At 62.6% G+C, this 22,068-nt stretch carries 18 protein-coding genes and 1 pseudogene; 6 read left to right on the top strand and 13 right to left on the bottom strand.

Annotated elements, in window-relative coordinates; genetic code table 11:
- Positions 1 to 13 precede the first annotated feature (13 nt).
- The 4 genes from AC6CIG_RS08450 (at position 14) to edd (ending at position 5,602) form a co-directional block, all read left to right on the top strand.
- A complete protein-coding gene (locus AC6CIG_RS08450; protein WP_437409577.1) occupies positions 14 to 1,300 on the top strand; it encodes an NAD(P)/FAD-dependent oxidoreductase in 1,287 nt (428 codons plus the stop codon).
- Positions 1,301 to 1,497: 197 nt separating this feature from the next.
- Positions 1,498 to 2,973, top strand: coding sequence for a glucose-6-phosphate dehydrogenase (zwf, locus tag AC6CIG_RS08445; protein WP_018094259.1), 1,476 nt, complete (start codon positions 1,498 to 1,500; stop codon positions 2,971 to 2,973).
- An 8-nt stretch (positions 2,974 to 2,981) separates the two neighbouring features.
- Positions 2,982 to 3,680, top strand: coding sequence for a 6-phosphogluconolactonase (pgl, locus tag AC6CIG_RS08440; protein WP_437409576.1), 699 nt, complete (start codon positions 2,982 to 2,984; stop codon positions 3,678 to 3,680).
- 101 nt (positions 3,681 to 3,781) lie between these two features.
- Positions 3,782 to 5,602: a phosphogluconate dehydratase gene (gene edd / locus AC6CIG_RS08435; RefSeq protein WP_437409575.1), complete on the top strand. Its 1,821-nt coding sequence runs from the start codon at positions 3,782 to 3,784 to the stop codon at positions 5,600 to 5,602.
- A 768-nt stretch (positions 5,603 to 6,370) separates the two neighbouring features.
- On the opposite strand, the gene AC6CIG_RS08430 is transcribed toward edd, so the two are convergent.
- The 6 genes from AC6CIG_RS08430 to AC6CIG_RS08405 all read right to left on the bottom strand — a co-directional run bounded on the left by AC6CIG_RS08430 (position 6,371) and on the right by AC6CIG_RS08405 (position 13,339).
- Positions 6,371 to 6,781 (bottom strand): hypothetical protein, encoded by a 411-nt coding sequence (locus AC6CIG_RS08430; RefSeq protein ID WP_100669535.1) that lies wholly within the window; start codon positions 6,779 to 6,781, stop codon positions 6,371 to 6,373.
- A 102-nt stretch (positions 6,782 to 6,883) separates the two neighbouring features.
- Positions 6,884 to 7,972, bottom strand: coding sequence for an ABC transporter ATP-binding protein (locus tag AC6CIG_RS08425; RefSeq protein ID WP_437412881.1), 1,089 nt, complete (start codon positions 7,970 to 7,972; stop codon positions 6,884 to 6,886).
- Positions 7,973 to 7,991: 19 nt separating this feature from the next.
- Positions 7,992 to 9,641: a beta-galactosidase BglA gene (gene bglA, locus AC6CIG_RS08420; protein WP_437412883.1), complete on the bottom strand. Its 1,650-nt coding sequence runs from the start codon at positions 9,639 to 9,641 to the stop codon at positions 7,992 to 7,994.
- A gap of 35 nt (positions 9,642 to 9,676) precedes the next feature.
- Positions 9,677 to 10,819, bottom strand: a complete 1,143-nt coding sequence (locus AC6CIG_RS08415; RefSeq protein ID WP_275596752.1) for a carbohydrate ABC transporter permease — start codon at positions 10,817 to 10,819, stop codon at positions 9,677 to 9,679.
- 1 nt (position 10,820) lies between these two features.
- Positions 10,821 to 11,831 (bottom strand): carbohydrate ABC transporter permease, encoded by a 1,011-nt coding sequence (locus AC6CIG_RS08410; RefSeq protein ID WP_003529835.1) that lies wholly within the window; start codon positions 11,829 to 11,831, stop codon positions 10,821 to 10,823.
- Between the two features lie 149 nt (positions 11,832 to 11,980).
- The gene (locus AC6CIG_RS08405) at positions 11,981 to 13,339 is read right to left on the bottom strand and encodes an ABC transporter substrate-binding protein (RefSeq protein WP_018094251.1); all 1,359 of its coding nucleotides are present in this window, start codon (positions 13,337 to 13,339) and stop codon (positions 11,981 to 11,983) included.
- Between the two features lie 317 nt (positions 13,340 to 13,656).
- Here AC6CIG_RS08405 and AC6CIG_RS08400 point away from each other — a divergent pair, with 317 nt between their 5' ends.
- On the top strand, positions 13,657 to 14,688 hold the full coding sequence (locus AC6CIG_RS08400; RefSeq protein WP_026168534.1) for a substrate-binding domain-containing protein: 1,032 nt from the start codon (positions 13,657 to 13,659) through the stop codon (positions 14,686 to 14,688).
- A gap of 94 nt (positions 14,689 to 14,782) precedes the next feature.
- On the opposite strand, the gene folD is transcribed toward AC6CIG_RS08400, so the two are convergent.
- The gene (gene folD / locus AC6CIG_RS08395; RefSeq protein ID WP_026168533.1) at positions 14,783 to 15,682 is read right to left on the bottom strand and encodes a bifunctional methylenetetrahydrofolate dehydrogenase/methenyltetrahydrofolate cyclohydrolase FolD; all 900 of its coding nucleotides are present in this window, start codon (positions 15,680 to 15,682) and stop codon (positions 14,783 to 14,785) included.
- 318 nt (positions 15,683 to 16,000) lie between these two features.
- On the opposite strand from folD, the gene AC6CIG_RS08390 reads away from it, so the two are divergent.
- Entirely contained in the window at positions 16,001 to 16,990 is a 990-nt protein-coding gene (locus AC6CIG_RS08390) for a glycosyltransferase family 2 protein (RefSeq protein ID WP_437409442.1), read from the top strand.
- Positions 16,991 to 17,025: 35 nt separating this feature from the next.
- Here AC6CIG_RS08390 and AC6CIG_RS08385 read toward each other — a convergent pair whose 3' ends face one another.
- From AC6CIG_RS08385 to flhA, 6 genes and pseudogenes are all read right to left on the bottom strand, one after another.
- On the bottom strand, positions 17,026 to 17,592 hold the full coding sequence (locus AC6CIG_RS08385) for a hypothetical protein (RefSeq protein ID WP_275596755.1): 567 nt from the start codon (positions 17,590 to 17,592) through the stop codon (positions 17,026 to 17,028).
- Positions 17,592 to 17,960, bottom strand: coding sequence for a hypothetical protein (locus AC6CIG_RS08380; RefSeq protein WP_003529850.1), 369 nt, complete (start codon positions 17,958 to 17,960; stop codon positions 17,592 to 17,594). Before AC6CIG_RS08380 ends, AC6CIG_RS08385 begins: the two co-directional genes overlap by 1 nt.
- A 124-nt stretch (positions 17,961 to 18,084) precedes the next feature.
- Positions 18,085 to 18,639, bottom strand: coding sequence for a rod-binding protein (locus AC6CIG_RS08375; RefSeq protein ID WP_018094248.1), 555 nt, complete (start codon positions 18,637 to 18,639; stop codon positions 18,085 to 18,087).
- A gap of 101 nt (positions 18,640 to 18,740) precedes the next feature.
- Positions 18,741 to 19,149 (bottom strand): annotated as a pseudogene (locus AC6CIG_RS08370) (hypothetical protein).
- A 4-nt stretch (positions 19,150 to 19,153) separates the two neighbouring features.
- Positions 19,154 to 19,906: a flagellar biosynthetic protein FliR gene (gene fliR, locus AC6CIG_RS08365; RefSeq protein ID WP_437409440.1), complete on the bottom strand. Its 753-nt coding sequence runs from the start codon at positions 19,904 to 19,906 to the stop codon at positions 19,154 to 19,156.
- Positions 19,903 to 21,990, bottom strand: coding sequence for a flagellar biosynthesis protein FlhA (gene flhA, locus AC6CIG_RS08360; RefSeq protein WP_018094246.1), 2,088 nt, complete (start codon positions 21,988 to 21,990; stop codon positions 19,903 to 19,905). The genes fliR and flhA overlap by 4 nt, the downstream gene beginning before the upstream one ends.
- Between the last annotated feature and the right edge of the window lie 78 nt (positions 21,991 to 22,068).

Raw genomic sequence — 22,068 nt, 5'->3', positions numbered from 1 at the left:
GGAATAGGTTTCCATGACCTGGCAAAGCCCGATTTCGCCCGGATATTCCTGGTACGAGGCGACGACTCCCGAGCGGCCCGCCTTCCCGGTCATGCCGGGCTCCCGCAAGGCCGACGTCGCCATTATCGGCGGCGGCTATACCGGCCTGCAGGCCGCCTGCAATCTCGCCCGGAGCGGGACGGACGTCACCCTGATCGACGCCTGCCGCTTCGGCGACGGCGCCTCGGGCCGCAATGGCGGGCAGTTCGGCACCGGGCAACGTGTCTGGGCCGACGAAACGGAGGAGGTGCTCGGCCGCGAATGGGCGCAGCGGCTCTTCGATATGGCCGAGAACGCCAAGCGCTATGTCCTGGGATTTGCCGAAGAGCACGCGATCGACATCGAATTCATGCCGGGCCAGCTCTCGGTCGGCCACAAGGCAAGCCTCGAAAGGGACTATCGCAACCACGTCGAGGCGATGACCGAGCGCTACGGCTATCCGCACCTTTCCTTCATGGATCGCGAGGAAACCGTGAGCCGGCTCGGCTCCAGCCATTACCACTTCGGTATCCGCGATATCGGGACCGGCCACATCCACCCGATGAAGCTGGTTGTTGGGCTCGTCAGAGAGGCGGCGCTCGCCGGCGCCAATCTCTACGAGGGCACGAAGGCGCTCAAGATCGAGAAGAAGGGCGGCGCGGTCGTCATCGAGACGACGAGCGGCACGATCACGGCCGACCGGGCGCTGATCGCCTGCAACGGCTATATCGGCAATCTCGAGCCCGTGACCGCGAGCCACGTCATGCCGATCCGCTCCTTCATCGGCGCGACGACGGTGCTGCACGGCCATACCGGGATTCTGCCCGGGGGCGAATCGGTCGACGATTCGCGCTTCGTCGTACGCTATTTCCGAAAATCCAAAGACGGGCGACTGCTCTTCGGCGGGCGCGAGGCCTACACTGCCGACAATCCGCGCGACATTTCGGCGCACATACGCCGGCAGATCTGCGAAATTTACCCGGATCTCGCCGATGTGGAGATCACTCACGCCTGGGGCGGCTCGGTCGGCATCACCATGCCGCGCCAACCCTTCTGCCGCGAGGTCATGCCGGGTGTCACCACCATCGGCGGTTACTCCGGCCATGGCGTCATGCTCGCCAATTATTGCGGCAAACTCTATGCCGAGCTCGCGCTCGGCAAGGCCACCGAGCTCGATCTGCTGAAGCAGCTCAAAATACCGGCCTTCCCCGGCGGAACGCGGTTCCGCTCGGCACTCCTGTTCCTGGCGCTCAGCTGGTACGCACTGCGCGACCGGTTCTAAAGGGAAGGCCCTCCGAGATTCCAGACGGTGGGCGCAAAGTCATTGAAATGCTGCATATTTCTGTTCTCCGGGCGGTGATGATATAAGGAACGGTGTGTCGGCAGCCGTGCGGCCAGCCATTTTGTTGCGGTGCACCCTAGCCATTTTAAATCGATTAGATTATACCAGCCCAGACCTCAACGAGATCGAGACATCCCATGAGCAGCCAGATCATTCCCGTCGAACCGTTTGACTATGTGGTGTTCGGGGGCACCGGCGATCTTGCCGAGCGCAAGCTGCTGCCGGCACTCTACCACCGTCAGATGGAAGGTCAGTTCACGGAGCCGACGCGGATCATCGGCGCCTCGCGCGCGAGCCTTTCCCATGACGAATACCGCAAGTTCGCGAGCGACGCCCTGAAAGAACACCTGAAGGCCGGGGAGTTCAACGAGGCGGAAGTCGAGAAATTCACCTCGCGTCTCTACTACGTCTCCGTCGACGCCAAGTCCGAGCAGGGCTGGGACGATCTGAAGAAGCTTCTGGAAGAGGGCAAGGACCGTACCCGTGCCTTCTATCTCGCCGTCGGACCGGCGATCTTCAGCGACATTTCCGAAAAGATCCGCGATCACAAGCTCATCACCAGGAACACCCGCATCGTCGTCGAGAAGCCGATCGGCCGCGACCTCGCTTCCGCGACGGAGCTCAACGACACGATCGGCAAAGTCTTCCGCGAAGAGCAGATTTTCCGCATCGACCACTATCTCGGCAAGGAGACGGTGCAGAATCTGATGGCGTTGCGCTTTGCCAACGCGCTGTACGAGCCATTGTGGAATTCCGCCCACATCGACCACGTTCAGATCACCGTTTCCGAAGCCGTCGGGCTCGAGAATCGCGCAGGTTACTACGACAAGGCGGGCGCGCTGCGCGACATGGTGCAGAACCACATCCTCCAGCTCCTCTGTTTCGTCGCCATGGAGGCGCCGACGTCGATGGACGCGGAGGCCGTGCGCGACGAGAAGCTCAAGGTGCTTCGCGCGCTGAAGCCGATCACCGCCTCCAATGTCGAGCAGGTGACGGTCCGGGGCCAGTACCGCGCGGGCGCATCGTCCGGAGGCCCGGTCAAGGGCTATCTCGAAGAGCTCGAAGGAGGCGTTTCCAATACGGAAACCTTCGTCGCGATCAAGGCCGAAATAAGCAATTGGCGCTGGGCAGGCGTGCCCTTCTATCTGCGTACCGGAAAGCGCATGGCGGGCCGCATGTCGGAGATCGTCATCACCTTCAAGCAGATTCCGCACTCGATCTTCGATCAGAGCGCCGGCCGCATTTCGGCCAACCAGCTGATGATCCGCCTGCAGCCGAATGAAGGCGTCAAGCAGTCGCTGATGATCAAGGATCCCGGACCGGGCGGCATGCGGCTGAGAAACGTGCCCCTGGACATGAGCTTCGCCGAGGCCTTTGCGGTTCGCAATGCGGATGCCTATGAACGCCTGCTGCTGGACGTCATCCGCAACAACCAGACCCTGTTCGTGCGCCGCGACGAAGTGGAAGCGGCCTGGCAATGGATCGACCCGATCCTCAAGGCCTGGGAAGCAACCGGACAGCAGGTGCAAGGCTATACCGCCGGAACCTGGGGCCCGAGCCAATCGATCGCGCTGATCGAGCGCGACGGCCGTACTTGGAACGATGCGATCTAGGGCCGATCATGAGCGCGAACATGCACATATTCGAAAATCCGTCCGCATTGGCCGAGGCCCTCGCGGACGACGTCGGTGCAAGGCTCGCCGCCGCGATCGCTGCGAGAGGCACGGCAAGCTTCGCGGTATCGGGCGGCTCGACCCCGAAGGCCTTTTTCCGGTCGCTGTCGCGTCGCGAGCTCGATTGGTCGAAAGTGACGCTCACCCTCGTCGACGAGCGTTTCGTGCCACCGGAAAACGAGCGCTCCAACCATCGCCTGGTTGCCGACAACCTGCTCAAGGACCGGGCTGCGCAGGCGCGTTTCGTTCCGCTCTATCACCAGGCCGAGACTGCGGAAGCGGCCGCGGCGATCGCGAGCGACAGGACGGCAAGTCTCGGCGCACCCTTCGATGTCGTGGTGCTCGGCATGGGAACGGACGGGCATACGGCCTCGTTCTTTCCCGGGGGGACGCGCCTTGAAGAGGCGCTCGACCCCACGACGCCGCGCGGCGTGATCACCATGGAAGCGGAAGGAGCCGGCGAACCCCGCCTCACCTTCACCTTCTCCAGCCTGCAGGATGCCGGCTATCTGGTGCTGCATATCGAAGGCAGCGGCAAGAAAGAGGTGCTTGCCCAGGCCCAGGCGCCCGGCGACGAGGCAGAGATGCCCATCCGGGCCGTGCTTCGGCGGGCCACATCGCCGCTGCAGATTTACTGGGCGCCCTGAGGCGACCCGGAAAGCGCCGCAACGCTCCCCGCACGCTGTGGCGCTCAAAGCCGATGATCGATGAAGAAAGGAGTCGTAAGACTCCGGAAGAGGATGTGTCCATGTCCGCCGATTCCCGCATAGCCGCCATTACCGCCCGCATCGTCGAACGCTCGAAGCCCCACCGCGAGCCCTACCTCGATCGCGTCCGCAGCGCTGCTACGAACGGACCGCACCGGACCGTTCTCGGCTGCGGCAATCTTGCGCACGGATTTGCGGTCTGTTCCCCCGCCGAGAAGGTGGCGCTTGCGGGCGACCGCGTCCCCAACCTCGGCATCATCACCTCTTACAACGACATGCTTTCGGCGCATCAGCCGTTCGAAACCTATCCGGCACTGATCCGGGAGGCCGCGCACGAGGCGGGCGGCGTCGCTCAGGTCGCCGGCGGCGTTCCGGCAATGTGCGACGGCGTCACCCAAGGGCAGCCCGGCATGGAGCTGTCGCTCTTCTCGCGCGATGTCATCGCCATGGCGGCCGGCATCGGCCTGTCGCACAACATGTTCGACGCGGCCGTCTATCTCGGCGTCTGCGACAAGATCGTGCCCGGGCTCGCGATCGCGGCGCTCACCTTCGGCCATCTGCCCGCGGTCTTCATCCCCGCCGGACCGATGACCACGGGCCTGCCGAACGACGAGAAAGCCAGGGTTCGGCAACTCTTCGCCGAAGGCAAGGTCGGCCGCGACGAGCTCCTGGAGGCGGAGTCCAAGTCCTATCACGGCCCCGGCACCTGTACCTTTTACGGCACCGCCAATTCCAACCAGATGCTGATGGAGATCATGGGCTTCCACCTGCCCGGCGCCTCCTTCATCAATCCCGGCACGCCGCTTCGCGACGCGCTGACCAGGGAAGCGACGAAGCGGGCGCTTGCAATCACCGCGCTCGGCAACGAATTCACGCCCGCCGGCGAGATGATCGACGAGCGGTCGATCGTCAACGGCGTCGTCGGCCTGCATGCGACCGGCGGCTCGACGAACCACACGATGCATCTCGTCGCGATGGCCCGCGCCGCGGGGATCGTGCTTACCTGGCAGGACATTTCGGAGCTTTCCGATCTCGTGCCGCTGCTCGCGCGCGTCTATCCGAACGGGCTGGCCGACGTGAACCATTTCCACGCCGCAGGCGGCATGGGCTTCCTCATCGCCCAGCTCCTCAGGAAAGGCTTGCTGCACGACGACGTCCGTACCGTCTACGGGCAGGGGCTCAGCGCCTATGCGATCGACGTGAAGCTCGGCGAGAACGGCAGCGTCAAGCGCGAGCCTGCGCCGGAGACGAGCGCCGACCCGAAGGTGCTCGCGACCGTCGAGCGCCCGTTCCAGCATACCGGCGGCCTCAAGATGCTGAGCGGAAATATCGGCAAGGCGGTCATCAAGATCTCCGCCGTCAAGCCAGAGAGCCACGTCATCGAAGCTCCGGCCAAGATCTTCAACGATCAGGCGGAACTGAACGCCGCCTTCAAGGCGGGAAGGCTCGAAGGCGACTTCGTAGCCGTCGTGCGCTTTCAGGGGCCGAAGGCCAACGGCATGCCGGAACTGCATAAGCTGACGACGGTGCTCGGCATCCTGCAGGATCGCGGCCAGAAAGTCGCGATCCTCACCGACGGGCGTATGTCGGGCGCCTCCGGCAAGGTTCCGGCAGCGATCCATGTGACCCCGGAAGCGAAGGAAGGCGGCCCGATCGCACGCATCCAGGAGGGCGACATCGTCCGCATCGACGCGATCAACGGCAAGGTCGAGGTGCTCGTCGAGGACATCGCGCTGAAAACGCGCGTGCCGGCGCATATCGACCTCTCCGACAACGAATTCGGAATGGGCCGCGAGCTCTTCGCTCCGTTCAGGCAGATCGCCGGCGCGGCCGACCGCGGCGGAAGCGTGCTGTTTCATTAGGGCCCGTTGCGATTCATTTCGAGTTTATGACGGCTGCTGCGAGATGAATGATGGCGTGGAAGCTCTGGTCGGTTTGTCGGCACGCAGGGCGATGCGCGTCTCATAAGACGCGCGGCGCTGTAGGAAACTTTTTGGAGGACTGCGACGTCTCCTCCCCTCATCCCTGGCTCGTCACAGGGATCCAGCAACGCCGCGTCTGCGGCGCGGAAGAGCCTTTCCAGCCCAAGGACTTGGTCTGGCTGGATTCCTGTGACAAGCACAGGAATGAGGGAGCGGGGATGTGCGGCGACTACATCGAAGCGAAGCGGGACATACACCGGCGTGACTCGCGACCTTCCGCGCCTCGCTATCTTCACGGCTTATGAAGCGCGGCGAGGGGCCGCACCCTCTCGACCCTCATCCCTGTGCTCGTCACAGGGATCCAGCAGCGCCGCGTCTGCGGCGCGGGAAGCGTTCTTTCAGCCCAAGGACTTGGTCTGGCTGGATTCCTGTGACAAGCACAGGAATGAGGGACCGGGATGTACGGCTCCTACAACATTCGCTTGTGAATATGCGAGGGGATGGTCAATCTGTGACGCAATGAAACGCGCCGTTGGCGGTGGCTACGCTGAACTGTCTGCGCCGGCGACAGCGCTCCTTGCTTTCGCGATCTACGCAGTTGGCCTGATGTTTGCGCGACGCGAGTGGTTTTTTGCAGCCGAGTAAGCTACCGAGACGATCCGCGCAGCGGTTCCCCCGGTCCCTTGCGACCGGAGGGCCGCGTCATTCTCAGCGATAGATGTCGAGCGTGCGGTTCCGGTGGTTCGGATGGGTGCTGTAGACGAAGATCCGGTTGAGGTCCCGCTCGCTCAGAAGCCGCAGGAATCGCGCCTCGATGATGTTGTTGGCATGGACCCGCTTCAGAAGGCAGCCGATCAGGGGGATGCGGGCGCTCGGTATGTCCAGATAGAAATTCTGCGGCAGCTGGAACTGGGTCAGAATGCCGATCAGGGCGCTGCTCCTGGAGAGCTTGATGATCTCGCAGCGGCGCGACGAGAGATTCTGCATACCCTTTTCGGTGAATTCGATCCGCGCCTCGTTCCGCGTGTCCTCCATCGGGAAATTCGCCTCCCGATCGTACATGAATGACTCTTCCTTGTTGAGAAAGTGCCGGTTGATCACGGGGGCTGCACTGCTCATCGAACTCGCCTTTTCGCATTTCACTGCGACGACGCTAACCCATGAAATTTAACAGAGGGTTCAGGGCTGCAGGCCGAAAATGCCCCCGGCCCTGCAGCCGAACTACGCCCGATAGCTCTGTCCCTTGGTGTCGAAGAGATGCAGCTTCGCCTTGTCGGCCGTGAACCGCACCTTGTCGCCGCGGCCGACGCGGGCGATACCGGGCATCTTGGCGATGATCGGCTCGTTTTCGACCAGTCCTTCGATGTAGAGCAAGGTCACCTCGCCCAGCGCCTCGACGATCGAGACCGTGCCCTCGAACAGGAAATCGTCGGTCTCGGTCACCTGCAGGTCTTCCGGGCGCACGCCGAAGCTTGCCGTCTTGCCGTTTTCGGAGGCATTGGTCGGAATGTCGAGCGTCACCGATTTTCCGCCCGCGAGCGTGACGGCGGTCTGTTGGCCGGTCGCGGTGATCGTCGCCGGGATGACGTTCATGGCCGGGGAGCCGATGAAGCGCGCAACGAAGAGATTTGCCGGCCGCTCGTAGAGTTCGAGGGGCGCCCCGACCTGCTCGATGTGACCGGCGGAGAGAACCACGATCCGGTCGGCCAGCGTCATCGCCTCCACCTGGTCATGGGTGACGTAGATCATGGTGGTGTCCGACAGCCGCTCGCTGAGCTTGGCGATCTCGATGCGGGTCGCCACCCGCAGCGCGGCGTCGAGGTTTGAGAGCGGCTCGTCGAAAAGGAAGACCTTGGGATTTCGGCAGATCGCCCGGCCGATGGCCACGCGCTGCCGCTGGCCGCCGGAAAGCGCCTTCGGAAGCCGGTCGAGATAGGGGGTGAGCTGAAGCATGTCCGCGGCTCCACGCACACGGCGGTCGATCTCCTCCTTCGATTCCCTGGCGATCCGCATGCCGAAGGCCATGTTGTCGTAAACGGTCATATGCGGATAGAGCGCATAGGACTGGAACACCATGGCGATGCCGCGCTTGGAAGGCGGCACATCGTTGACCCGCTCGCCGTCGATGAACATGTCGCCGGCGGTTATTTCCTCGAGCCCGGCGATCATGCGCAGAAGCGTGGACTTCCCGCATCCGGACGGTCCGACGAAGACGACGAACTCGCCTTCCTTGATGTCGAGATCGATGCCGTGAATTACGTCGACGGCCCCGTAGGACTTGCGGATATCTTTCAGCAGCAGGCCTGTCATGGCACCCTCCCCTCGGTTCTCAGGCCAGACGCGCGAAAAACGCGCCCCAGGCCGGCAGCTTGACCTCGTGATCCAGTATCCCCGTGACGAAGCCGTGGCCCTCGAGCGGCTCCAGCCGCTTCATCGGCAGTTCCTTCGTCGCAGCTTCGTCGCTCATGTTGAACAGGCAAAAGATTCTCTCATTGCCATGGCTGCGCAGGAAGCCGAGCAAGGAGCCCCTGGTCTCGACGAATTCGATCTCGCCCTTGGCCAAGGCCGGATGCGCCTTTCTGAAGGCGAGAAAGCGGCGGTAGTGATGCAGCACCGAGGCCGGGTCGCCCTCCTGCACGGCAACCGCCCGCGGAATGTGGCTCTCGGAAATCGGCAGCCACGGCCTCGCGCTGCTGAAGCCGCCATCGGGCAGACTCTCCCATACCATCGGCGTGCGGCAGCCGTCCCGACCCTTGAAGTCGGGCCAGAACTGAATGCCATAGGGATCCCGGAGATCCTCATAGGCGAGCTCCGCCTCGGCGAGCGCAAGTTCCTCGCCCTGATAGATGCAGACGGTACCGCGCAACGACATCAAGAGGCTGGCGAGCAACTTCGCATGCGCGTGATGATCGGTAACGCCATCGGCCCAGCGGCTGACGTGGCGGACCACATCATGGTTCGAGAAGGCCCAGCAGGCCCAGCCTTCGGGGGCGGCCCTCTGGAAGTCGCGCAGAACCTCGGCCACGCGCTGCGGCGTCAGCCGATCGGGCGCCAAAAACTCGAAGGCGTAGCACATGTGCACCTTGTCGCCGCCCGAGGTGTATTCGCCTGCGATCTCGAGGCCGCGCTGGCTGTCGCCGACCTCGCCGACGGCGGCGATCGCCGGGAACTCGTCCATCACGGCCCGGAAACGCTTCAGGAACTCCAGGTTCTCCGGCCGGTTCTTGTCGTAGATATGCTCCTGATAGTTATAGGGATTGACCGCCGGCGCAGTCGAGGCGTTGCGGCGCTCGGGAACGAGCACGGGGTTGTCGCGCAGTTCGCGGTCATGGAAATAGAAGTTGATGGTGTCCAGCCGGAAACCGTCGACGCCCCGCTCCAGCCAGAAGCGCTCGACCGCAAGCAGGGCCTCCTGAACCTCGGCGTTATGCAGATTGAGGTCGGGCTGCGAGGTGAGAAAGTTGTGCAGATAATATTGCAGGCGGGTGGGATCCCACTGCCAGGCGGAACCGCCGAAAATCGACAGCCAATTGTTGGGCGGCGTGCCGTCCGGCTTCGAATCCGCCCAGACATACCAGTCCGCTTTCGCATTGCTGCGGCTGGAGCGGCTTTCGACGAACCAGGGATGCTGGTCGGAGGTATGTGACAGCACGAGGTCGGTCATCACCCGGAGGCCGAGCCGGTGGGCCTCGGCGATCAGCGCATCGAAGTCTTCGAGCGCCCCGAAGATAGGATCGACATCGACATAGTTCGAGACGTCGTAACCGAAGTCCCGCATCGGCGACGTGAAGAAGGGCGAAATCCAGATCGCGTCCGCGCCGAGCCCCGCAATGTGGGGCAGACGGGCAGTGATCCCCTGCAGATCTCCGATGCCGTCGCCATTGCTGTCCTGAAAGGAGCGGGGATAGATCTGATAGATCACCGCGCCGCGCCACCAATCCCTGTCGGGCTCGAGGATTGAGCTCGTCGTTTCGTTCATTGTCATGCTGTTCAGGATTCCTTGTCTGAAATCGATCAGCCGCCCTTGACCGACCCAGCCAGCAGGCCGCGCACCAGGTAGCGTTGCAGGGCGAAGAAGACGATCAGCGGAACGACGATGGTGATGAAGGCGGAGGCGGTGAGAATCTCCCAATTGCCGCCGCGCGAGCCGAGGAGATTGACCAGACGCCCGGTCAGCACCAGTTTGTCGTCCCCCGCTCCGAGGAAGACGATGGCGACGAGAAGGTCGTTCCAGGTCCAGAGAAACTGGAAGATGGCAAAGGAGGCGAGCGCCGGAAACGACAGGGGCAGAATGATCTTGACGAAGATATCGAAATCGCTGGCGCCGTCGACTCGCGCCGATTCCATGATCTCGCGCGGCAGGCCGGCCATGTAGTTGCGCAGGAGATAGATGGCGAGCGGCAGGCCGAAGCCGGTATGGGCGAGCCAGATGCCCATATAGGTCTTGGCGGACACGCCGAAGAAGGCGCCGACGCCGTTATAAAGCTGCAGCAGCGGAATGAGCGACATCTGCAGCGGCACGACGAGAAGACCGACGACCACGGCGAGCAGGATCGCGCGGCCGGGAAAGGGCATCCAGGCGAGCGCGTAGGCGGCGAAGGCCGCGATCAGAATGGGAATGACGGTTGACGGTACGGCGACGGTCAGCGAATTCAGAAAGGATCTGCCGATGCCCGCAGCACTCAGGACCTCGGCATAATTGTCGAGCGTGAAGCGCGGTGGCGTGGTGGCCGTAAAGAAGATCCGCTGGCCGCGCGAGCCCTCCATCCGCTGATCCGAAACGATCTCGAAACTGCCGTCTGCTTGCACCGTCAGCTTTTCGCCGTCGTTGAGCTCGGCCGTTTCGCCGGGTTTGAATTTGGTGGGTTCGCGGCTGGAAAATCCGAAGGCGGAAACCTCGCCCCGGCTCTCCAGCAGGTTCCCGGAAATCACGAACTTGCCGTCGCGCTCGACCTGGTTCTCGGCCGAGGGCGCGCGGGCGACGGCATTGCGCGACGAGCTGGAAAGGGCCGTCCACCAGCCGGAAACGGCGAGCTGGTCCTTGTCGCGCAAGGAGGAAATCAAAAGGCCGGCCGTCGGCAGGGTCCAGAGCAGGACCAGAAGCAGGACGGAAAGATGTACGGCCCAGGTGAGTGGAGAACGCCTTGACGGATTCATTTCAGTGCCCCCCGGATTCCCTGGTCGCATTGCGGATGTTCCAGATCATGATCGGGACGACCAGGATCATGATGACCACCGCGATCGCCGCGCCCCGGCCGAAGTCGCCGCCGCCGCGGAACATCCAGTCGAACATGAGGTTGGCAAGCACCTGGCTCTGCCATTGCCCGTTCGTCATCGCGAGCACGATATCGAAAACCTTGAGGACCAGGATGGTGATGGTCGTCCACACGACGGCGATCGTGCCCCAGATCTGCGGCACCATGATCTTGAAGAATATCTGCCAGCCATTGGCGCCGTCGATGACCGCCGCCTCGATCGTCTCCTCCGGAATGCCGCGCAGCGCCGCCGAAAGGATGACCATGGCAAAGCCGGTCTGGATCCAGATGAGGATGACCATCAGGAAGAAGTTGTTCCAGAAGGGCAGCGTGATCCAGGCCTGCGGCTCGCCGCCAAGCGCGACGACGATGGCGTTCAGGAGACCGATCTGTTCGGAGCCTGCGGCGCGGTAGTCATAGATGAATTTCCAGATGACGGCTGCGCCGACGAAGGAAATCGCCATCGGCATGAAGATCAGCGTCTTGGCGATATTGCCCCACCAGATGCGATCGGTCAGTGCCGCAATGATCAGGCCGAAGAAGGTCGAAAGCGCCGGCACGACGAGAAGCCAGAGGAAATTGTTGAAGATCGACTGGCGGAATTCGCCGTCATTGATCATCCAGGAATAGTTGCTCAGGCCGACGAAGTTCTGGCCTCCCCGCCCATGAAGGCTCAGCCAGACCGATTGGACGACGGGGTAGACGAGGTAGAGCGTCAGCGCCAGCAGTGCCGGGGCGAGAAACAGCCAGGGACGAATGCTGTTGGCGATACGCAGGTTGCGCGAGGCGACGGCACCGAACTTGCCCTTGGATGGGAAGATCCAGTCGAGAACGAGATTCGTGCTCCAGAAATAGGCTGCGCAGACCAGAACGCCGGCCACCATCGTCAGAATGGCAGCAATCAACTGCTCCATGACACATTCCTCCCCTCTCACGCCTTCGCAGGCGTCTGCAGGCGCTTTGCATAACGGCCGCTGCCGTTTTTATCGGGCGGCCCTCCAGCCGGAGGACCGCCGAATGAGGAACAGGCAGACGATGCCCCCACCGTCCGGCTGACCGGATCTTACTTGATGGAGTCCCATGCCTTCTGTACGCCGGCCGCGACGTCGGCCGAGGACTTGCCTCCGACGAAATCGACCATGCCGGTCCAGAAGGCGCCGGCCCCGATCTTGCCGGGCATCAGGTCGGAGCCGTCGAAGCGGAACGTCGTGGCGTTCAGCAGGATTTCACCCTGTTTCTTCAGCGGCGGATTTCCGTAGACGTCGACATTGACGCTCTTGTAAGGCGTGAGGAAGCTCGTCTGCGCCATCCAGACCTCGTGCGCGATCGGGGTCTTCAGGAACTCGATGAAGGCGCGTGCCGCCGGCGTGTCCTTGGTGATCATCGCAAGGGTGCCTGCGCCGAGGACCGGATTGCCGAGCTCCTTTTTGCTTTCATAGGGCGGCATGTAGAAGAAGTCGGCATCCTCTCCGACGACCTTGCCTTCCGGGAAGAAGGACGGAATGAACGAGGCCTGATGGTGCAGGTAGCACTTCGGCGGAGAACTGAAGAGCCCTTTCGGGCTGTCCCGGAAGTCGGTCGACGCCACCGCCGCTGCGCCGCCGTCGACGAAGGCGTCATTGCGCGCGAACCAGCCGAACTCCTCCAGCGCACCCGTGACCGCCGCATCCGTGAACGGTATCTCGTTCTTCACCCATTTGTCGTAGGTCTCCGCGGGCTGGGTCCGCAGCATCAGGTCCTCGACCCAGTCGGTCGCCGGCCAGCCGGTCGCGCCGCCCGAACCGAGGCCTATGCACCACGGCTTTTCGCCATCTTCGGCGATCTTCTCCGTCAGTGCTTTCAATTCTTCCATGGTCTTCGGCACTTCGTAGCCGGCATCCTCGAAGTTCTCCGGCACGTACCAGACCAGAGACTTGACGTCGATCTTGTACGGGAACGCGTAAAGCGCCGGCGTTCCGTCCTTGCCGTTATAGGTGGAGAGGTCGACCCAGGACTGGCCTGCAGCATAATTGTCGAGGAGCCATTGCTTGGTTTCGTCGCCGAGCGGCGTCAGAAGGCCCTTGGCGGCCAGATCGGCGATGAGACCCGGCTGCGGCAGGATTGCGACATCGGGCGGGCTTCCCGCCTGCGTATCGATGACGATCTGCTGCTCGTAGTTTTCCGAGGAGGAATATTTGAGCTCCACGCCGGTCGCCTCGACGAAATAGGCATAGACGCTCTTGAACAGAGCCTCGTCCTCGCCGCGCCAGGGACCGAAGATCGTGAGCGTCTGACCCTTGAGGTCGTGACCTTTCTTGAACTCCTCCAGGCTCGCCCAGTTGAACCTGGAATCCTCTCCCGGCTTGAACTTCAGGTCGGCGGCGCCCGCAGTCCCTGCAAGCAATGCGAATGCGGCCACGCCGATCAGCAACGATCTCTTCACCTCTTGTCCTCCCCAAAAAGAAGCCCGGGCGGACGCCTCGGGCGAATGTCGAAGCGCGAATTCATGGCTCCATTTATGAGCAGCATTCAAAGCGCTTTGAGCTCGCTAACACTCCATTGCTGCAGAGAAAGAGTCAAGAGCTTTCCTTCTCGTCCGGAATTGTGCGGCATTTTTGCTTTGCGGCAACGTTTTACGGCGCAAGATGCAGGTTTTTCGCTTTTTAGAACCCTATCCCGATGATACAGGACATCAGAGGTGCTTGCCGAAGCAAGAAAAATGAAAAAGATATTCAAAGCGCTTTGGAAGGGATTCTCGCCATGCCGGTCAATCTCAAGCAATTGGCGGAACTGCTCGGTCTGTCCCAGACCACGGTCAGCCGGGCGCTGAACGGCTATCCGGAGGTCAATGCGGAAACGCGGGCGCGGGTGCTGGAGGCGGTGCGCGAGACGGGTTACAGGCCCAACCGCGCCGCACAGCGCCTCGCGACCGGAAAAGCCTATTCGATCGGGCTCGTCATGCCGATCGCATCGGGAATCGATTCGGACATCCATTTCGGTGAATTCCTGGCGGGGCTGGCGGAGGAAGCGGTCGAGCACGATTTCCACTTCGTGCTGAACCCCAGTGCGCCCGAAGACGAGGAGGCGACATTCCGCCGGCTTGCGGCGAGCGGCAATGTCGACGCTGTCTTCACCGCCTATATGCGCGCGAACGATCCCCGCATCGAGATGCTGAAGGGTCTTTCCATTCCCTTCGTGGTGCATGGCCGCTCCATCGGCGGTCCCCGGGACTATCCCTTCCTCGACGTGGACAATACCGGCGCCTTCTACGACGCCGCCAGGCTTCTCATCCAGCTCGGCCACAACCGCATCGCCCTGATCAACGGGCCGGAACACCTCACCTTCTCCATCCGCCGGAAAAAGGGGCTGGTGCGCGCGCTTGCGGAAAAGGGCCTCAACCTCGACGATGCGCTCGTCCATCACTCTGCGATGACTGACGAGCATGGCTATCGGAGCATGCAGCGTTTCCTCAAACGGCCGAACCCGCCGACCGCCGTCCTTTGTTCCAGTACCGTGCTGGCGCTCGGCGCGGTGCGCGCGATCAACCAGGCCGGACTCACTATCGGCACCGACATCTCGCTCATCGCCCATGACGACGTCCTGCCGATGCTGAAGCCCGAGAACTTCAGCATACCACTGACGACGACGCGCTCCTCGCTTCGCGCAGCCGGTGCACGCATCGCCAAACGGCTGATCGGCGGCATACTCAATCAGGCAGACTATCCCGAGCAGGAGCTTTGGCGCGCCGAACTGATCGTGCGCGCCTCGACGGGGCCTGCACCGAACAGGTAGAGCCGCGATCGTTACGCAAACCGCTTCACCCCTCCCCAACCCCTCCCCACAGGTGGGAGGAGTTGCGGATGGACTGTCTAGTCCCAAGCGGCAGTCAGAATTTCGGAGGCTTGCGGCCGGCCATGCGGCAGGCGGCGATGATCGTGTTCGCCATCAGCATCGCGATCGTCATCGGCCCGACGCCTCCCGGGACCGGCGTGATTACGCCTGCGACCTTCGCACACTCCTCGAAGGCGACATCGCCGACGAGCTTCGTCCTGCCCTCGCCGCGTTCGGGCGCCGGGACGCGGTTGATGCCGACGTCGACCACCATGGCACCGGGCTTCACCCAGTCCGCCTTGACCATCTCGGGGCGCCCGACCGCGGCCACCAGGATGTCTGCCTTGCGGCAAACGGCCGCGAGATCCTTGGTGCGCGAATGCGCCGTCGTGACCGTCGCATTGGACGCGAGAAGCAGGGCGGACATGGGCTTGCCGAAGAGGTTGGAGCGGCCGATGACGACGGCGTCGAGCCCGGAAAGATCATCCCCGTAAATCCGGCGCACGAAGACCATGGCGCCGGCCGGCGTGCAGGAGACGAGCCCGCCTTCGAGATCACCGGTCGCCAGCTTGCCGGCATTGACGACATGCAGTCCGTCTACGTCCTTTTCCGGAAGGATCGACTGGATAATCGGTTCCGAGCGGAGGTGTTTCGGCAAAGGCAGCTGCACGAGAATGCCGTGGATGGACGGATCCGCATTGAGCTCGGCGACCAGCGCCGCGAGTTCCTCCTGCGAGGTCTCCTCCGGCAGCGTATGCTGAACCGACAGGAAGCCGCATTCCTTCGCCATCCTGCTCTTCGCCGACACGTAAGTGTGGCTCGCGGGATCGTCCCCGACGATGACGACCGCGAGACCGGCGCGCACGCCCGTTTCGCTTTCCAGTGCGCTCGTGGCGGATTTCACGGTTTCGATGACCGAAGCAGCAACGTCCTTGCCATCAATCACAGTCGTCACGGCGTATCTCCCGATTAGTCCCGAACGCGGCACACTCTAGATCAAGCCGCATCCGGCGATTGCCTGCATGCGCCCTATGCTGTTCCAAACGCATAATTGCAAGTGCCCCGCGCGTATGGAAGCGCCATCCGCTCCTGTGCGGTAATTTCCTTGCACGATGAGAGATCGCCCCGGATCCTGGGTGGCGTATCCACGATTCCGGCTTTTGCATTGCCGAGACCGGGCGTAAAATCCTCATTCGAAAGGCCGTTTTGGATTCAACCTCTGTTTAGGAAGATTTGCTGTACTCATTGCATCGAATCGGCGCGGGCTTTGACGATGACGTCGGACGGCCAGGACAGTTTCATTCATTTTCAGACGAAGCTGGAAGACGCGTCGGATATCGAGCTCGTCGTGATCGTGCCGACGTTCCGGCGTCCGGATCATATCGTCAAGACGCTGAAGACAATCGTCTCGCAAAGGCCCGATGTCCCCCTCGCGACCATTGTCGTCGAAAACGACGCGGACGGATTTGCCGGCGCGCGGTCGGCCAAAGACTTCCTGAGCGGCCATTCTTTCGATTCCGCCGTCGTCGTCGCCCGCCGCCGCGGATATGCCCATGCCTGCAATGCCGGATTGACAGCCGCTCTCGACCTCTTTCCGAGCCTCGGCTTCGCGGCCCTCATCTATGATGACGAGATAGCCGCTCCCGAATGGCTCGATGGTCTGATGGCGGTGCAGGAAGCCCATGACGCGGACATCGTCGGCGGTCCGCAGCTTCCCGTCCTGGGGCATCCCCAGGAGCAGAAGTGGAAGCGGCACCCCGTCTTCGCACCTCCCTACCACGGGAGCGGGCCCGTACCCGTCCTCTATTCCGCAGGCAACGTCCTGATCACGCGACGGGTCCTCGACGGCATGCCGCAGCCGTTCCTGGATCCGGCGCTCAATATCGTCGGCATCGGCGACGCGGATTTCTTCGACCGGTGCAGGGCAAAAGGCTTCTCCTTCGCCTGGGCTGCGGATGCCTGGGTGGCGGAGTCGGTTCCGGCGCATCACACGACGGCTTCCTGGACGCGTGCCCGCAGTATCGAGAAAGGCGCGATCTCGACGCTGATGGAGCACCAGCGCGATGCGACTTTCTCCGGGCGACTGAAAACCCTCTGCACGTCCCTATGGCTGCTCGCCTCATCGCTGCCGGTAGGCCTCAGGCTCTGGAGAGAGACCGGCCTTGCCGCGGCCAGCCTCTATCCTCTCCACGTCGCGATCGGCCGGCTCACGGCCCGGATCGACGCGGCCGATACGCGGGATGGCAATCGCGACAGGGACTGACGCTGTCTCCGGCAAGGCGCGCTGCCCTATCGGCGTCAGTGCGCGCTGGTCGCCTGCACCGCGCTCTCCGGAAGCCGGTCGGAGGCCGCCTGGCCGTTCCTGTCGAGGATCGGCACAGGCTTCTGATAAGGGCGGTTCTGGCTGTTGGCGACGCGTTCCACGTCCTCTTTGGTCAGATATTCAAGCTGCTCGACCAGAACTTCCGAAATGACCTCGCTCCCGAGCTTCCTGTTGAGGCCATCCTTGACCGCAACCTTGAAGCCGGGCAGATCGAACGTAGCGGTATCGGCGACATCGATGAACTTCGAGCCCACCAGCATGTCGTAGAGCTCGTCGGTGACGAGCTGGCGCAGAGGCGCATGCAGCTTGGCGATACCTTCCCGCGATGCCGAGAAGGAGAGCTTCGCAAGGAAGTAACCCTGCACCGCACCGTCCTTGATGGACGGGATCGTTATCATCTCACCGGGGACATATTCCTGCGACGCGCGCCGGTCCGCCTCCGCATCCGAAACCACCGGCGCCGAGGCATGCTGCATCGAAAAATAAACCGACCCGAGCGTGACGGCGCAGACCCAGACCCCGGTAAGGACAAGCTTCAACATCAGAAATCGCTGTAGCGGAATTGTGCTTCGGTATAGATGCCGTCCGCATCCGCGTCCTGGGCGGCGGTCTTGAGGAGATCGACGACGGAGCGAACCGCTTCCAGATGCGCCGCCACCTTCTGCGCGTTGACCTGCAGCTTGCTTCTGAGATGGCGCGTCTGCGCGGCGAAGGCCGGCGAGATCTCACCGGGTCCGGCGTCGCGATGAAGCATGGTCAACTCGTAGAGGCACCGGCTCTTGTGGGCGTTCGAGGTCTTGAGGTCGAATTCGGGGTCCGCACCGATACGGCTGTTCTCATTGTCGATGATCATCTCCAGTCGGCCGAGAACATTTTGGATCCGCAGGTCGTTGGATGCCACAGCTTCCATAATCAACTCCCATATGCACTATCGCAGGGCGCGGGCGGAACGATGCCCAGGCATTTTTTCGCCCGCTTGTTTCCATTGGTATGAATGTATATCGCCAGGCCGCTTCGCGGTCCGGGCGACGGCATCAGGCCTGCTTCTTCTTTTCGTCGTTGGGCAGGAAGGACGAGAGCGCCTTGCGCTCATATTCCTGGACCATGCCAGCGGCGAGGTTCCGGCTGTCGCCGTCGAGCGAGGCGTTCACCCGATCGGTCGCACCGTCGCCTACCATCTGATCGGCGATGCCGATCCCGCCGCCCTTGGCGAGCACGTCGCCGATCTGCTCGGCCATCATGCTCTTCCAGATGTCGCCGGAAGTGCCCTTGCCGAAGACGTTCTCGCTTTCGCTCGGAAGCATGGACTTCACGAAATTCTGCAGGACCATCGCCTCGAATTTCCGATAGGTCTCCGGGATCTTCTTCGCCTCGGCGCGATTGCTGATGTCTCCAAGCCCGCTCGATCCTTCGGAAGAATTGAGCACCGAAGAAACGTGCGCTGCGAAGCCGTCGCCGTTTTCTGCGAGGCTGGTCGCCTGGAAAGCGGCGCGATTCGCCTTGAGCCGCGCCTGCGCCTCCTGGACCTCAGCCGGATCGGCCGCGCGGACGACGTCCATCACCAGATCGCTGGGCGGAGAAATAGCCATGTCAGATCCTCTCAAAGCCGAAGCCGGCATCTCGTTTGCCGGGCAACGCGATGTTCGTGAAGCGGAAAGCCACCCTTGCTGGCTCTCCGGTTGAAGCATTATCACCCGTCAACCTTACCGGAGGCTGGCGCCGCCCGAGACGTGCTGGTCGATCAGGTCGAGGATCGAATTGTCGGCGGCCTCGCGGTCCTCCGACAGCCGGGCGTCCTTCATGTGTTCCTCGAGCCGGTCGCCCTTGGCGCGTTCCTTCATCATGCGGGCTTCATGGACCTGCTGGATTCCGAGCAGCATCTGGTCCTTCTGCACGAGGCGTCCGAGTTGGGAGGCATAGTGACCTGAAAACACGCGATGCATCGGATGGGCCGACCCCATGGCGTCGACCACGACGTCGATCGTTCCGGCAAGTTCGGTCCGCTGCCGGGCGGTCTCGGCCACTTCGCTTTCGGCCATCCGCTCCAGATGCCGCTGGACGGCGACCAGGCGTTTCAGCTTTTCCGACCGCGCCTTCATCGAGCTAGCCACCCTGCATGACGGGCGCGAAGCCGTCGGCGAACAGACGCAGCATCGCGGCGATGCCGAGATAGAGAAGGAACAGGCCGCCCATGATGAGGTAGGGCTGGGAAATGAAGTAGACCGGGATCTGCGGCGCCAGCTTGTTGACCATGCCGATCGCCACGTTGAACAGCAGGCCGTAGATCACGAAGGGGCTGGCGAGCCGGAGCATGATCATGAAGGTCTGACCGAGCGAATTGGTGAGCGTGATCAGCGTACCCTGCGGATCGAAGCCGGCGCCGATCGGCATCACCCGGTAGGACTGCGCGATCGCCTCGAAAATCACGTGGTGGAAATCCAGCATGAAGAGAATCATCAGCCCGGCAAAACCGATCATGCTGGTGAGCTGGTTCTCCGCCGTATCCTCCAGCACATCCGACGACGGCGGCGGGCTGAACCCCATCAGCATGGTCATTGCGGTGCCGGCAAACTGCAGCCCGAGCACATAGTAGCGCGCGACGAGCCCGATCACGGCGCCGATGGCGGTCTCGGTCGCGACGAGATAGAGATAGCTGTGACCTTTGCCCGTCACCTGCGGATAGATATCCGTCCACATGATCGGCAGGATGGCCATGGAGAGCGCCACCGCGATGAACAGCCTGATCTGCATGGGGACGCGCGCCGTCGAGAATCCCGGCATGATCATGACGCAGCCCCCGATCCGGCAGAAGGCCGCAAACAGCGCCAGGACCGTGCCCTCGGGGTCGGTGATCATGAAATCGAGCCGATGATCTTGATCTCGAGTCCCTTGGCGAGCTCGACATGCGAGAGCACGGGCAATGTGGCGAAGAGGCGTTCGATGATCATGCGCACATAAGACCGGGATTCGGGCGAACTTACCAGTACGAAGGGCATGCCGCGATCGAGATGTTCACGGATTACCTTCGTCGCCTGCTCGCTGAATTCCTCGAGATGGCGCGGGTCGATATCGAACTCGACGATCTCACCCTTGGCGTCGCGCTTCAGCGCCTGGTGGAAGACCATGTCCCACTTGTTGCCGAGCCTCAGCACGCGCAGCACGCCGTTGTCGGCGAGGTCGCCGCAGAGCTGCTGCGACATGCGCACCCGCACGTGTTCGACAATCTGCTCGGTCTTGCGCACGTGCGGGGCCAGCTCCGCCACGGCTTCGAGAATCAGATGCAGATTGCGGATCGAGACACGTTCGGCGAGCAGCAGTTTCAACACCGCCTGGAGGCCGGAATAGGACATGTGCGAGGTACAAATCTCGTCCGCGAGCTTGCGGTATTCCGGATCGAGCCGTTCGATCAGCACCTTCACGTCCTTGTAGGAGAGAAGCTGCGGCAGGTTGTTGCGGATCACTTCGCTCAAATGCGTCAGCACCACCGACACGTTGTCGATCGGGTGGAAGCCCTCGCGCTTCAGGTCTTCCGTGAACGTCTCGAGGATCGATACCGCCGGCATGCCGAAAGCCGGTTCCCGTATGTCGTCGCCGGGCACGCTCGGCCGCCGCCCGCCGCCTGTAACCACCAGCACTTCGCCCACGCGGACCGTGTTTGAGGCGATCGTGGTGCCGTGGATGCGGACATGATAGGCCTTGTCGGGAATGGTGATGTCGTCGGAAACCTTGATCTCCGGAACGACGAGGCCGTATTGGAGGGCGAACTTCCGGCGCATCTTGCCGACGCGGAAGGCAAGCTCCTGGTGGGCGCCCAGCAGCCTGGTGGAGACCTGCTTGCCGAGCAGCAGCTCGATCTCCGCGGTCTTCAGCACCGATTTGACCGAATCCTTGTCGCTTTCCTTGCTCTGCTGCGCCTTCGCCGCCTCCTCGTCCCGCTTTGCCGCCTTCTCGGCCTCGATCTGCTTCGGAATGAACCAGCTGAGGAAAGCCATGCCGCCGCCAAGCGCCGCGAAGGGGAGGAAAGGCAGGCCGGGCGTGACGGAGAGCAGGACGATCAGCCCGGAGGCGACCATCAGCGCCCGGGGATAACCGCTGAGTTGGCCGACGACCGCCTGGTCGGTGGAACCGGCGGTGCCGCCGCGCGAGACGAGCAGGCCGGCGGCGAGCGAAACGATCAGTGCCGGGATCTGGGAGACGAGACCGTCGCCGACGGAAAGCTTGACGAATACGTCGGCCGCTTCGCCGACCTCCATGTCATGACGCAGGTAGCCGATAATGATGCCGCCGAAGACGTTGATCGCGGTGATGATCAGGCCGGCGATCGCATCGCCGCGCACGAACTTGGATGCACCGTCCATGGCGCCGAAGAAGGAGCTCTCCTCCTCCAGCTCGCGGCGGCGGCGCTGCGCTTCCTTCTCGTCGATCAGGCCGGCCGAGAGGTCGGCATCGATCGACATCTGCTTGCCGGGGATCGCATCGAGGGTGAAGCGGGCGCCGACTTCGGCGATACGCGTGGCACCCTTGGTGATGACGATGAAGTTCACCGTGATCAGGATGAGGAAGACGATGAGACCGATCACGAAGTCCCCGGACATGACGAGGCTGGCGAAACCGGAGATGACCCCGCCGGCGGCGCCATGGCCCTCATGCCCGTGGGAAAGGATGACGCGCGTGGTGGCGATGTTCAGCGCCAGGCGGATCATGGTCGAGATCAGCAGAATCGTCGGGAAAGACGAGAAATCGAGCGGCCGCTGGATCCAGAGTGCGACCATCAGGATCAGCACCGAGAACGAAATGGAGAAGGCAAGCCCGAGATCGATCAGGAAGGGGGGAATGGGCAGGAACAGGATCGACAGGATCATCACGATCCCGAGCGCAAAGCCGATGTCCCGGCTCTTGGGTGCAAGTTTCGGGATGGTCAGCGTCGCCTGTTGTGCCATGTCTCTTCCGTCTCTTCATGAGAGGCGGGCAGCGATCGTAAGATCTGCCCAAGGGTATGGCAGAGTCCTAGAGGGCCA

It is taken from the genome of Sinorhizobium sp. GQ132, assembly GCF_059758575.1.
The sequence above is the reverse complement of the archived record's forward strand: the minus strand, read 5'-3'. Positions and strand labels throughout refer to the sequence as shown.

Excerpts from the sequence above, each read along its gene's own strand:
- AC6CIG_RS08380 (WP_003529850.1), bottom strand. The coding sequence starts at position 17,960 with ATGGAAGCTGTGGCATCCAACGACCTGCGGATCCAAAATGTTCTCGGC.
- AC6CIG_RS08400 (WP_026168534.1), top strand. The coding sequence starts at position 13,657 with ATGCCGGTCAATCTCAAGCAATTGGCGGAACTGCTCGGTCTGTCCCAG.
- zwf (WP_018094259.1), top strand. The coding sequence starts at position 1,498 with ATGAGCAGCCAGATCATTCCCGTCGAACCGTTTGACTATGTGGTGTTC.
- fliR (WP_437409440.1), bottom strand. The coding sequence starts at position 19,906 with ATGATCACCGACCCCGAGGGCACGGTCCTGGCGCTGTTTGCGGCCTTC.
- AC6CIG_RS08410 (WP_003529835.1), bottom strand. The coding sequence starts at position 11,831 with ATGGAGCAGTTGATTGCTGCCATTCTGACGATGGTGGCCGGCGTTCTG.
- AC6CIG_RS08415 (WP_275596752.1), bottom strand. The coding sequence starts at position 10,819 with ATGAATCCGTCAAGGCGTTCTCCACTCACCTGGGCCGTACATCTTTCC.
- AC6CIG_RS08390 (WP_437409442.1), top strand. The coding sequence starts at position 16,001 with ATGACGTCGGACGGCCAGGACAGTTTCATTCATTTTCAGACGAAGCTG.
- bglA (WP_437412883.1), bottom strand. The coding sequence starts at position 9,641 with ATGAACGAAACGACGAGCTCAATCCTCGAGCCCGACAGGGATTGGTGG.
- AC6CIG_RS08450 (WP_437409577.1), top strand. The coding sequence starts at position 14 with ATGACCTGGCAAAGCCCGATTTCGCCCGGATATTCCTGGTACGAGGCG.
- flhA (WP_018094246.1), bottom strand. The coding sequence starts at position 21,990 with ATGGCACAACAGGCGACGCTGACCATCCCGAAACTTGCACCCAAGAGC.
- edd (WP_437409575.1), top strand. The coding sequence starts at position 3,782 with ATGTCCGCCGATTCCCGCATAGCCGCCATTACCGCCCGCATCGTCGAA.
- AC6CIG_RS08430 (WP_100669535.1), bottom strand. The coding sequence starts at position 6,781 with ATGAGCAGTGCAGCCCCCGTGATCAACCGGCACTTTCTCAACAAGGAA.
- pgl (WP_437409576.1), top strand. The coding sequence starts at position 2,982 with ATGAGCGCGAACATGCACATATTCGAAAATCCGTCCGCATTGGCCGAG.
- AC6CIG_RS08425 (WP_437412881.1), bottom strand. The coding sequence starts at position 7,972 with ATGACAGGCCTGCTGCTGAAAGATATCCGCAAGTCCTACGGGGCCGTC.
- AC6CIG_RS08385 (WP_275596755.1), bottom strand. The coding sequence starts at position 17,592 with ATGTTGAAGCTTGTCCTTACCGGGGTCTGGGTCTGCGCCGTCACGCTC.
- AC6CIG_RS08375 (WP_018094248.1), bottom strand. The coding sequence starts at position 18,639 with ATGGCTATTTCTCCGCCCAGCGATCTGGTGATGGACGTCGTCCGCGCG.